Origin of the sequence: Stenotrophomonas sp. S49 (assembly GCF_016624905.1) — a bacterium.
Classification (GTDB): domain Bacteria; phylum Pseudomonadota; class Gammaproteobacteria; order Xanthomonadales; family Xanthomonadaceae; genus Stenotrophomonas.
The window spans coordinates 1-11,573 of record NZ_JACVUD010000125.1; the positions used below are offsets into that span (position 1 = coordinate 1).

The window sequence follows — 11,573 nt, forward strand, 5'->3', positions numbered from 1 at the left end:
GGGGGGGCGCGGCGCCCCCCCCCCCCCCCCCCCCCGCGGGGGGCGGGCCCCCCCCCCCCGCGCGCGTTACACCGTGCAACCATCCGGGCCGCAGGCGGCTTCACCCGCGGCGGCCGAGGGGGCGCCCTGCTCGGCGGCGATCTGGCGCAGCGCCTGGGCGAAGGCTTCCGGCGGCTGCGCGCCCGAAATCGCCCAGCGCCCGTCGATCACGAAGGTGGGCACCGAAGAAATGCCCAGCGCCTGCGCGTCGGCCAGCTTGGCCTGCACCTGGGCCAGGCCGCGGTCGGACGCCAGCATCTGTTCGATCTCGGCTGCGGCCAGCCCGCCGGCCGCACCGGCCTTCACCAGCACGGCGGGGTCGGCCAGGTTCTGGCCATGCTCGAAGTGGGCGCGGAACAGCGCTTCGCCCACCGCGTCCTGCACGCCATGTTCGCCGGCCAGCCACAGCAGGCGGTGCGCAGGCAGCGTGGTCACCCGCACCTGGCCCTGGCCGAAGTCCATGGGCAGGCCTTCGGCCTGCGCGGTGGACTGGGTCTGGCCCAGGATCTGTTCGGTGCGCTCGGCCCCGCCGAACTTGCGCGCATAGGCCTGGCGCAGCGGGACCGGCGTGGCATCAGCGTCCGGGTCCAGCTGGAACGGCTGCCAATGGATGTCCAGGGCGGGCGCATCGGCGCCCAGCAACTGCAGGCCCTGCTGGAAACGATGCTTGCCGATCCAGCACCAGGGGCAGACCATGTCGGAATAGATATCGATTCTCATACCCCCAAGATGGGGGCCGCCCGCCGCGGCAAAAGGGGGCGCTACCGGCCGATCAGCGCTTCACCACTGTGAATAGGGATGGCTGGCCAGCGCGACGTTGTAATAGCGCGCGTCGTCGGTCACTTCCGCGCCCACCCAGTCCGGCAGGTCGATGGCCTGGTCGGCGCTGTCCAGCTCCACCTCGGCCACCACCAGGCCGGCGTTGTCGCCCAGGAACTCGTCCACTTCCCAGGTCAGCCCGGCGTGTTCGACCAGATGGCGGCGCTTGTCGATCAGCCCGCCCACGCACAGCGCCAGCAGGTCGCGGGCATCGTCCACGGGAATGGGGTAATCGAACTCCTGGCGGGTGTGCCCCAGGGTGCGCGACTTCAGGTTCAGCGCCGCCTGTTCGCCTTCGATGCGCACGCGCACCGAGGCGTTCTGGGTGCCGCGATCCAGTGCGCCCATGTCGTTGATATAGCCCTGTGCCATCGGAATGACCCGATGCGCGGCGGTACGCCAACCGTCGCCGGTCACCAGAAACTTGCGTTCGATTTCAATGCCCATGCGCGAAGTATGCGGCCGCCAATGGCAGCCTGCCTACCCGGCGCGCGGCCGCCGCACTACACTGCGCCGCCCTGCAAGGATCGCTGAACCATGACACTGTCCCTTTCCACGCTGCGCCCGCTGGCGCTGGCCCTGCTGCTGCCCGCGGGCGCATGCCTGGCCCAGGCCCCTGCACTGCCCACACTGCAACAGGCGCAGGACGCGATGGATCTGGCGATTGCCGAGCAGATCGCCGCGCGCCCGCGCAGTGACAGCAGCAGCCTGGTCGCGATGGCGTTCCGGCCCACGCTGGAATCGCTGAGCAGCTGCGCGGTGGGCAGCACCGCGGACACCGCCACCTGCATCGTGGTCGGCAGTGCCGGCATGAAATCGGGTGCGCGCCTGCTGCACCTGGCCTGGGTGGACGGCCAGTGGACCCTGCCCGATCCGCGCCGCCTGCCGACGCCCGCGCCCAGTCGCGAGGAAGTACAACCGCTGCTGCGCGCGCACCTGGCGACCGTGGCGGCGCGTGAGAGCGATGCAGAGGAGCGCGCGCGCTTCATGCTGGCCGTGCGCGACGCGCAGGTGCTGGAGGTTGCCGACTGCGAAGTGCCCGACGAGCGTGCCGTATTCGAATGTGCGGTCACCGCCCAGGTGGGCGATGAGCAAGGTACCGAAACGCTGGCGTTCATCCGCGAGGATGGCCAGTGGCGCAGCGCGCCGGCGCCCTGATAGCCGACGCGCCGCCACCTGCGGCGGCGGGCACCGGGGTAGTGCCGGTGCCCGCGCGGTGTCAGCGCTTTTCGAAGACCGCGATGCTTTCCACGTGCGCGGTGTGCGGGAACATGTCCATGGCACCGGCGCTGACCAGGGTGAAGCCCTGTTCGTTGACCAGGTAGCCGGCATCGCGCGCCAGCGAACCGGGGTGGCAGCTGACATAGACGATGCGCTTGAACTGCTTCAGCGGCAGCTGCTGCAGCACTTCGATCGCGCCCGAGCGCGGCGGGTCCAGCAGCAGCTTGTCGAAACCCTGGCGCATCCACGGGGTGGCGCGCTGGTCCTGGGTCAGGTCGGCGCTGAAGAACTGTGCATTGGCCAGGCCGTTGCGCTCGGCGTTTTCGCGGGCGCGCGCGACCAGGCCGGCATCGCCTTCCACGCCCACCACTTCGCGCACCTTGCGGGCCAGCGGCAGGGTGAAATTGCCCAGGCCGCAGAACAGGTCGAGCACGCGTTCATCGGCACCCGGCTCCAGCAGTTCCAGCGCGCGGGCGATCATCGCCTCGTTCAGCTTGGCGTTGACCTGGATGAAATCCAGCGGGCGGAAGGCCAGTTCCACGTCCCACGGCGCCAGGCGGAACGACAGCGGCACGCCCTGCCCGTCCAGCGGGTGCACGGTGTCCAGGCCGCCCGGCTGCAGGTAGATGGCAAACCCGTGCTGCTGGCCGAACGCGGCCCAGGCGGCGCGGTCGGCGTCGCTGAGCGGCTGCAGGTGGCGCACGGTCAGGGCAATGGCGTTGTCGCCGCCGATGAACTCGATCTGCGGAATGTCGCGCTTGCCATCCAGGCCTTCGATGAAGGTGGACAGGTCCTGGACCTTGGTGCCGATTTCCGGGATCACGGTCAGGCACTGGCTCAGGTCGGCCACGAAACGCGGATCCTGTTCGCGGAAACCGACCAGGGTCTTGTCCTTCTTTTCCACCCGGCGGACCGAGAAGCGGCCCTTGCGGCGGTAGCCCCAGCTGTCCCCGACCAGCGGCGGCAGCACGGTGCCCGGGCTGACGTGGCCGATGCGCTCCAGGTTGTCCATCAGCACGCGCTGCTTGGCCACGATCTGCTGGCTTTCGTCCAGGTGCTGCAGCACGCAGCCGGCACAGGTGCCGAAGTGCGGGCATTTGGGGGTAACACGCTGCGGCGAGGCCTGCAGCACTTCCACCGTGCGCGCCTCGTCGAAGTGGCGGCTGCGGGCGGTCTGTTCGGCCATCACCACTTCGCCCGGCAGGGCGCCGCTGATGAAGGTGACCTTGCCGCCTTCGCCTTCACGGCGGGCGACGCCACGACCGTCATGGCTGAGGTCGAGGATTTCGGTCTGGAACGGGGTACGGTCGATGCGGGAACGGGATCGGGCCACGTGGCGACAGGCTGCGGGCAAAAAAGGGCGCACATTGTCGCAGATCCTGGCCGGGCGGGCCGATGGCCGCTTGCACACGCCGCCGCCGTGCATGATGATTGTCCACAGCTGACATGGAGGCAGCCCTATGCAGATGACCCCGCGGACCAGCCGGCCCCGCTTCCTGCTTGTCGAGGACGACATCATCAGCCGCGGTTTTTTCAAAGCGGCGTTGGAAACGTTACCAGCCGATGTGGACACTGCTGACTCACTTGCCAGCGCGCTTGCCCGTGGCGAGCCCGGCACGCATGACCTGTGGCTGATCGACGTGAACCTGCCCGACGGCAATGGCGCCCAGCTGCTGCAGGCGCTGCGCCAGTCGCATCCGGACACCCCGGCCCTGGCCCATACCGCCGACGGCGATGCCTCCATTCATGCCAGCCTGCGCGAGGCCGGCTTCAGCGACACCCTGGTGAAGCCGCTGGGCCGTGATCAACTGCTGAAAGCGGTGCGCCGGGCGCTGGTGAACAGCCCGGGCGCTGCGCCGCTGCCGCCGGCTGCGGTGGAGCTGGCCGTGGAGGACTGGGATGAGACGGCGGCCCTGGCGGCGCTGAACGGCCAGCGCAACCACCTGATTGCCCTGCGTGAGCTGTTCCTGGCCGAGCTGCCGGGGGTACGCGATGCGGTCGAACAGGCGGTGGACCAGCACGACGAACGCCAGCTGCGCAGCCAATTGCATCGGCTGCAGGCCAGTTGCGGGTTCGTGGGGGCGGCCCGGCTGGGCCGCGCCGTGCGCCAGCTGCACCACTCCCCTGACTCAGGGCAGGCACAGGCGGGCTTCCGCGCCGCGGTAGCTTCCCTGCTGCACTGAGGGCGTGGGTGTGTGGGGGGGGGGGGGGGGGGGGGCCGGCCCCCCCCCCCCCCCCCCCCCCCCACCCCCCTCAGCGGCGAGGGGACAGCTGCTCCAGCAGTTCCCAGGATTTCAGGCCACGTGCGCCCAGGTGGTGGGCCAGTACCCGCCGCATCGGCAGCCGCAGGCTGGCCAGGTCGGCCGCATCGGGTTCTTCGTCGGCGCCCAGCGCCAGCAGCGCCGAACCGGTGGCCGCGGCACTGCGCTCGCCGTCACGCACGCTCAACAGCCGCTGCGGCCCCTCCTGCGGGTCCAGCGCATAACGGCCCGCCGGATCGATCGGCTGGCCGTCGCTGGCCGTTTCCAGATCGAAGCCCAGGCCCAGTGCCGCCAGCAGCTCGCGTTCGAAACGACGCAGTGTCCAAGCCAGGCCGGCACCCACCGCCAGTCGCGCGCGCGCTTCGCCGTAGGCCAGATAGAGATCGGGCAGCGGGTCCTGGCGCGGGGCCAGGCGCAGGGTCAGTTCACTCAGGTAGAAACCGGCCAGCATGGCCTGCCCCACCAGCCGCGGCGCTGCATCCAGGGCTTCGGCACCGCGCAACTGCGCCAGCTCACCGCGCTGTTGGGCGCTGAAGCGGATCCATTGCAGGGGCTGCAGGGCGGCGCGCAGCACCTGCCCTTTGGCGGTGGACACCCCGCGCGCCAGCACGCCGATACGGCCATGCTGCGCGCTCAGCACCTCCACCAGCAGGCTGGTCTCGCGGTAGGCCCGTGCGTGCAGCACGAACCCGGTGTCGTCCTCGATCAGCATCGAAGCGACCGCAACGGCTTATTCGTAGCCGAAGGCCTTCAGTGCGGCCTCGTCGTCGGACCAGCCTTCACGCACGCGCACCCAGGTTTCCAGGAACACCTTGGCCCCGAACAGACGCTCCATCTGCAGGCGCGACTTGGCCCCGATCTCCTTCAGGCGGGCACCGCCCTTGCCGATCACGATGGCCTTCTGGCCCTCGCGCTCGACCCAGATGACCGCGCCGATGCGCAGCAGGTTGCCGTCTTCGGTGAAGCGCTCGATTTCCACCGTGGTGGCATACGGCAGTTCTTCGCCAAGCTGGCGCATCAGCTGCTCGCGCACCAGTTCGCCGGCCAGGAAACGCTGGCTGCGGTCGGTGATCTCGTCCTCGCCGAACATCGGCGGGGCTTCCGGCAGCAGCTTCAGCACGTCGCGCACCAGCGCTTCCAGGCCGTTGCGCTTCTGCGCGGAAATGGGATGCACGGCGGCGAAATCGCGGCCGTTGGTGACTTCCTGCAGGAACGGCAGCAGCGCGCCCTTGTCCTTCAGGCGGTCGATCTTGTTGACCACCAGCACCACCGGCACGCCGGCGTCGCGCAGCACGTTGAAGGCCAGGCTGTCCTCTTCGTCCCAGCGACCGGCTTCGATCACCAGCAGGCCGGCGTCCACGCCTTCCAGCGAGCCGCGGGCAGCGCGGTTCATCACCCGGTTCATCGCGCGCTTCTGCACCTTGTGCAGCCCGGGGGTGTCGACCAGCACCAGCTGGCCTTCGGGATAGGTGGCGATGCCCAGCAGGCGATGGCGCGTGGTCTGCGGGCGGTTGGAGACGATGCTGACCTTGGCGCCGACCAGCGCGTTGGTCAGGGTCGACTTGCCCACGTTCGGGCGGCCGATGACGGCCACACTGCCGCAATGATGGGGAATCTGTTCGCTCACTTGGAATCCAGTTGTTCAAGGACGGCCGCAGCCGCCTGTTGTTCGGCAATCCGCCGCGAGGAGCCTTCGCCCTCGATGCTGGCGGCGGGGTCGGCTACGTTGCAGCGTACCCGGAAGTGCTTGGCGTGGTCGTCACCGGATTCTGACACCAGTTCGTACTGCGGCAACGCCTTCTGTCGGGCCTGCAACCATTCCTGCAGGCGGGTCTTGGGGTCCTTTTCCGGGCGCCCGGTGGCCGGCAGCGCCTCCATGGAGGCACTGAACCAGGGCAGCACCACCGTGCGGCAGGCCTCGAAGCCCCCATCCAGGTAGATCGCGGCCACCACCGCTTCCACGGCGTCGGCCAGGATCGAGTCGCGGCGGTGGCCGCCGGACTTCATTTCGCCTGCGCCCAGGATCAGGCGCTCGCCCAGCTGCAGGGTGCGCGCGATCACCGCCAGCGCCTCTTCCCGCACCAGCGCGGCGCGGGCGCGGGTCAGCGCGCCCTCGTCGGCCTTGGGCCAGCGGTGGTACAGGGCCTCGGCCACCATCTGGTTGACGATGCTGTCGCCCAGGAATTCCAGGCGCTCGTTATGCGGTGCACCGGCACTGCGATGGGTCAGCGCCTGCTTCAGCAGGGCCGGATCGCGGAAGCTGTGACCGATCAGGTCACCACGTTGGAAAGGTTTATTCGGCACCGCTACGGGTCAGGTCCTGGGTCGATTCAAACTTGCCAACCACGTCCAGGTTGCCGACCAGCGGGCGGCGCACTTCGTAGTTGACGGTAAGGGTCCAGCCGCCATCGCGTCGGGCGAACTTGACGTTGGCCGGCTTCACGTTGTCCGAGTAGTTGATGTACAGCCGCTTGAAGAACAGGTCCTGGATCTGCGCCGGCGCCATGGTGCCCACGTTGGGCTCGGCCGCCAGGCTCTTCATGGCCGAACGCACCGAGTAGTACTCCTGGTACATCGGGAACAGCTTCATGCCGATGTACAGGAAGAACCCGACCACGGCCAGTACGACCAGGAACGAGGTCAAAGTCATGCCGCGCTGCGTGTTCATCGTCTTCATGGCGTTTCTCCCCAGATACGCGAATGGATGTGAAGTCAGTTTCAGTTGATGCCCGAACCGATACGCGACGGTTCGAAGCCGTCCTTGCAGAACCAGCCCGAGCAGTTCAGCCAGATCAGGAAGGCCTTGCCGCGCAGATTTTCTTCCGGCAGCAGGCCCCAGAACCGGCCGTCGTCGCTGTTGTCGCGATTGTCGCCCATCACCAGATATTTACCAGCCGGCACGGTCCACTGGCCCTGGCCGCGCGGGAAATCGGTCTCCAGCACGGTATGGGTCCGGCCCGGCAGGTGCTCGACCAGCAGGTTGGCGCCTTCGCCCTGGCCACGGTGGCCGGCGTAGATGCCCTTGTTGTCATACTTCAGCGCTTCGCCATTGAGGGTGACGCTGTCGCCGTCGAAGGACACCGTATCGCCCGGCACGCCGATCACGCGTTTGATGAAGTTCTCGCCCTTGGCCGGGTCGTTGTCGCTGTGGCCGGGGAAGTGGAACACCACCACGTCGCCGCGCGAGGGCTCGCCCACCGGCAGAAACTTGGTGTTGCTGATCGGCAGGCGCAGGCCGTAGGAGAACTTGTTGACCAGGATGAAATCGCCGATCAGCAGGTTGGGCATCATCGAGCTGGACGGAATCTTGTACGGCTCGGCAATGAAGCTGCGCACCACCAGTACGATGGCCAGCACCGGGAAGAAGGCGCGAGAGTAATCCACCAGCACCGGCTCGGTGTCGAGCAGGCCGGCGCGCTGGGCACGGCGCTTGGCGAAGTACAGCTTTTCGGCAAGCAGGATCAGGCCCGAGGCCAGGGTCAGTACGACCAGGAGGATCTCAAACAGTTTCATTCAGGGTCCTTTGCAACGTCACCGGACGAACGGCCCCGAAGGGCCGCTGCGGGCTTACTTGTTGTCCATCTGCAGCACGGCCAGGAAGGCTTCCTGCGGAATTTCCACGCGGCCGACCTGCTTCATGCGCTTCTTGCCTTCCTTCTGCTTTTCCAGAAGCTTCTTCTTGCGCGAAACGTCGCCACCATAGCACTTGGCCAGCACGTTCTTGCGCATGGCCTTGACCGTGGTGCGGGCGATGATCTGCGAGCCGACGGCGGCCTGGATGGCCACGTCGAACTGCTGGCGCGGGATCAGGTCCTTCATCTTCTCGCACAGCTCGCGGCCGCGGCGGTCGGCATGGCTGCGGTGCACGATCAGCGACAGGGCGTCGACCTTGTCACCGTTGATCAGCACGTCCACGCGCACGAACGGGCCGGCATCGAAGCGCACGAAGTGGTAGTCCAGCGAGGCATAGCCACGGCTGACCGACTTCAGCTTGTCGAAGAAGTCCAGCACCACTTCGGCCATCGGCAGCTCGTAGCTGATCTGCACCTGGCTGCCCAGGTAGTTGATGCCGATCTGGCTGCCGCGCTTTTCTTCGCACAGCTTGATGATGTTGCCGATGTACTCCTCGGGGGTGAGCACGTTGGCGCGGATGATCGGCTCGCGGATCTCTTCCACATGGTTCACCGGCGGCAGCTTGGCCGGGTTGTCCATGTTGATGATGGTGCCGTCGGTCTTCAGGACCTCGTAGACCACCGTCGGCGCGGTGCTGATCAGGTCCAGGTTGTATTCGCGCTCCAGGCGCTCCTGCACGATTTCCATGTGCAGCATGCCCAGGAAGCCGCAGCGGAAACCGAAGCCCATGGCTTCGGAGCTTTCCGGCTCGAAGCGCAGCGCGGCGTCGTTCAGGCGCAGCTTGTCCAGCGCTTCGCGCAGGTCCGGGTAATCCTCGGCATCGACCGGGAACAGGCCGGCGAACACGCGCGGCTGCATTTCCTGGAAGCCCGGCAGAGGCTTGGGCGCCGGATCGGCGGCCAGGGTGAGGGTGTCGCCCACCGGTGCGCCGTGCACGTCCTTGATGCTGGCGGTGACCCAGCCCACTTCACCGGCACGCAGTGCCGGCAGCACTTTCCGCTTCGGCGTGAACACGCCGACGTTGTCGACCTGGTGGGTACGGCCGGTGGACATGACCTGCAGCTTGTCGCCGGCCTTGATCTGGCCCTGCATGACGCGCACCAGCGAGACCACGCCCAGGTAGTTGTCGAACCAGGAATCGATGATCAGCGCCTGCAGCTTGTCGGTGTCACGCGGCTGCGGTGCCGGAATGCGGTGCACGATGGCTTCCAGCACGTCCTGCACGTTCAGGCCGGTCTTGGCGCTGACCGGCACGGCGTCGGCGGCGTCGATGCCGATCACGGCCTCGATCTCGGCCTTGGCGCGTTCGATATCGGCGGTGGGTAGGTCGATCTTGTTGATGACCGGCACCACTTCCAGGCCCTGCTCGACGGCGGTGTAGCAGTTGGCCACCGACTGCGCTTCCACGCCTTGGGCGGCATCGACCACCAGCAGCGCGCCTTCGCAGGCGGCCAGCGAACGGCTGACTTCATAGGAAAAGTCGACGTGGCCGGGGGTGTCGATGAAGTTCAGGTGGTAGGTCTGCCCATCCTTGGCCAAGTATGGCAGCGACACCGACTGGGCCTTGATGGTGATGCCACGCTCGCGCTCGATCGGGTTGGAGTCGAGCACCTGCGCTTCCATCTCGCGGGCCTGCAGGCCGCCACAGAGCTGGATGATGCGATCGGCCAGCGTGGACTTGCCGTGGTCGACGTGGGCAATGATGGAGAAGTTGCGGATGTTCCGCATCGAATCAGAAGACATAGGTGGCGGCGGCGCGCGGCGTCGTCAGGGTAACGGTGGATTATCGCATGACCGGGGCCTGCCCGCTTGGGGGTGGCTGCGGGGGGGCTGGAAATGGCCGAAGCCCCGCCAGAGCGGGGCTTCGGGGGATTGCCAGGGCCGCCGGTGGCGGCCGTGAAGGCCTTACTGGCCGGCCTTGACCGCCACGAAGGCGCTGTTGCCGCTGTTGGCACGCACCAGCAGCAGGACCACATCGCCCTTCTTGTAGCCGGAAAGCGCGCGGTTGAGCGCGTCGACACGGCCGACCGGGGTATTGCCGACACGCAGGATGACCATGCCCGGCGCCAGGCCGGCATCGCGGGCACTTTCACCCTTCACCCCGGTAATGCGCACGCCCTCGCCCGCATCCAGGCCGAGCTGCTTGCGCTGCGGCGCGGTCAGATCGGTCACGTCCAGGCCGAGCAGGGCGTTGGCACCGGTCTGCGGGGGCGCATCGGCGTCGGCGGTGGACGTACCACGGCCGTCGGCCTGGCCGTCTTCGGTCAGCGCGGTCAGGGTGGCGCTGAGCTCACGCGGCTTGCCGTCGCGGTAGACCACCAGGGTCACCTTGCTGCCCGGCGCCATGGCACCGATCAGCGGCGGCAGATCGGACCAGGTGTTGACCGCGCGGCCATTGACCGAGCGGATCACGTCACCCAGTTGCACACCGGCCTTGGCCGCGGCGCTGCCCGGCACGATCTGGTTGACCAGGGCGCCACGGCTGTCGGGCAGGCCCAAGCCCTGCGCCTTGAGCGAATCGACCTGCTCGACCACCGCACCCAGCTGGCCACGGGTGACCTTGCCACTCTTCTTGATCTGCTCGACCGCGCTCATCGCCAGGTCGATCGGGATCGCGAAGCTGATGCCCATGTAGCCGCCCGAGGCGGAGAAGATCTGCGAATTGATGCCGACCACTTCACCGCGGGTGTTCAGCAGCGGGCCGCCGGAATTGCCCTGGTTGATCGCCACGTCGGTCTGGATGAAGGGCACGTAGCGCTGATCGGTACCACCGGTGCTGCGGCCGAGCGCACTGACGATGCCCGCGGTGACCGAGTGGTCCAGGCCAAACGGCGAACCGATCGCGACTACCCACTGGCCCGGCTTCAGCGTATTGGAATCGCCCACGCGCACGGTCGGCAGGTTCTTGCCTTCGATCTTCAGCAGGGCCACGTCGTACTGCTGGTCGCTGCCGACCACCTTGGCGGTGAACTCGCGGCTGTCACCCAGCTTGACCTTCACCTCGCTGGCATCGGCCACCACGTGATAGTTGGTCAGCACATAGCCGTCGGGCGAGATGATGAAGCCCGAGCCCATGCCACGGCCCTTGATGCTGGGCCCGCTGTCGCCCCCACCCTGCCCCGGCATCGGGAAGTCAGGGCCGAAGAAGCGGCGGAAGAATTCGGGCATCTCGTCGTCGCCGGGGCCCATGCCGCCGCGCGCCTGGCGGTTCTGGCGCACGATGGTGGTATCGACGTTGACCACGCCCGGGCCGACCTGTTCGACCAGGTTGGTGAAATCAGGCAGGCCACTGACCAGCGGCTGCGCCGGTGCGCGGGGGGCGGCGGCCGCTGCGGCCGGCTGCGCCGGGGCGGCCGGTGACGGCGCCTGCGCGCAGGCCACCAACGGCAGGGTCATCACCAGCAGGCCCATGGCATGGGTACGGAATCGGGCAGTCATCGGACGGCAACCTCCGGATCGGATGGAAAACGGGAGAGGCGCCCCCCCCCCGGCGGGGGGGGGGGGGGCGCGCGCCCGGGGGGGGGGGGGGGGGGGGGGGGGGGGGGGGGGTTGGGGGGGGGGGGGGGGGGGGGGGGGGGGGGGGGGGCGGGGGGGGGGGGG

General features: G+C 68.2%; 12 protein-coding genes. 2 read left to right on the plus strand and 10 right to left on the minus strand.

Going from position 1 to position 11,573, the window contains the following annotated elements:
* Positions 1-66: 66 nt before the first annotated feature.
* Together IAE58_RS18620 and IAE58_RS18625 are read right to left on the minus strand one after the other, a co-directional pair.
* Positions 67-759: a DsbA family oxidoreductase gene (locus tag IAE58_RS18620; RefSeq protein ID WP_199934771.1), complete on the minus strand. Its 693-nt coding sequence runs from the start codon at positions 757-759 to the stop codon at positions 67-69.
* 60 nt (positions 760-819) lie between these two features.
* Complete coding sequence (locus tag IAE58_RS18625) at positions 820-1,305, minus strand: CYTH domain-containing protein (protein ID WP_108753798.1); 486 nt, start codon at positions 1,303-1,305, stop codon at positions 820-822.
* Between the two features lie 90 nt (positions 1,306-1,395).
* Between IAE58_RS18625 and IAE58_RS18630 the strand changes: the two genes are divergently transcribed.
* A complete protein-coding gene (locus tag IAE58_RS18630; protein WP_199934772.1) occupies positions 1,396-2,016 on the plus strand; it encodes a hypothetical protein in 621 nt (206 codons plus the stop codon).
* Between the two features lie 61 nt (positions 2,017-2,077).
* On the opposite strand, the gene rlmD is transcribed toward IAE58_RS18630, so the two are convergent.
* Positions 2,078-3,412: a 23S rRNA (uracil(1939)-C(5))-methyltransferase RlmD gene (gene rlmD / locus IAE58_RS18635; RefSeq protein ID WP_199934773.1), complete on the minus strand. Its 1,335-nt coding sequence runs from the start codon at positions 3,410-3,412 to the stop codon at positions 2,078-2,080.
* Positions 3,413-3,539: 127 nt separating this feature from the next.
* Here rlmD and IAE58_RS18640 point away from each other — a divergent pair, with 127 nt between their 5' ends.
* Entirely contained in the window at positions 3,540-4,262 is a 723-nt protein-coding gene (locus IAE58_RS18640) for a response regulator (RefSeq protein WP_108762612.1), read from the plus strand.
* A 70-nt stretch (positions 4,263-4,332) separates the two neighbouring features.
* Here IAE58_RS18640 and recO read toward each other — a convergent pair whose 3' ends face one another.
* The 7 genes from recO to IAE58_RS18675 all read right to left on the minus strand — a co-directional run bounded on the left by recO (position 4,333) and on the right by IAE58_RS18675 (position 11,411).
* A complete protein-coding gene (recO, locus tag IAE58_RS18645) occupies positions 4,333-5,052 on the minus strand; it encodes a DNA repair protein RecO (protein WP_199934710.1) in 720 nt (239 codons plus the stop codon).
* 18 nt (positions 5,053-5,070) lie between these two features.
* A complete protein-coding gene (gene era, locus IAE58_RS18650; protein ID WP_108750708.1) occupies positions 5,071-5,967 on the minus strand; it encodes a GTPase Era in 897 nt (298 codons plus the stop codon).
* Entirely contained in the window at positions 5,964-6,644 is a 681-nt protein-coding gene (gene rnc, locus IAE58_RS18655) for a ribonuclease III (RefSeq protein ID WP_108750709.1), read from the minus strand. The genes era and rnc overlap by 4 nt, the downstream gene beginning before the upstream one ends.
* Positions 6,634-7,017: a DUF4845 domain-containing protein gene (locus IAE58_RS18660; RefSeq protein WP_108750710.1), complete on the minus strand. Its 384-nt coding sequence runs from the start codon at positions 7,015-7,017 to the stop codon at positions 6,634-6,636. Before IAE58_RS18660 ends, rnc begins: the two co-directional genes overlap by 11 nt.
* Positions 7,018-7,058: 41 nt before the next feature.
* Positions 7,059-7,853, minus strand: coding sequence for a signal peptidase I (gene lepB / locus IAE58_RS18665; protein WP_199934711.1), 795 nt, complete (start codon positions 7,851-7,853; stop codon positions 7,059-7,061).
* Positions 7,854-7,907: 54 nt separating this feature from the next.
* Positions 7,908-9,701, minus strand: coding sequence for a translation elongation factor 4 (gene lepA, locus IAE58_RS18670; RefSeq protein WP_164272953.1), 1,794 nt, complete (start codon positions 9,699-9,701; stop codon positions 7,908-7,910).
* Positions 9,702-9,878: 177 nt separating this feature from the next.
* The gene (locus IAE58_RS18675) at positions 9,879-11,411 is read right to left on the minus strand and encodes a DegQ family serine endoprotease (RefSeq protein ID WP_199934712.1); all 1,533 of its coding nucleotides are present in this window, start codon (positions 11,409-11,411) and stop codon (positions 9,879-9,881) included.
* Between the last annotated feature and the right edge of the window lie 162 nt (positions 11,412-11,573).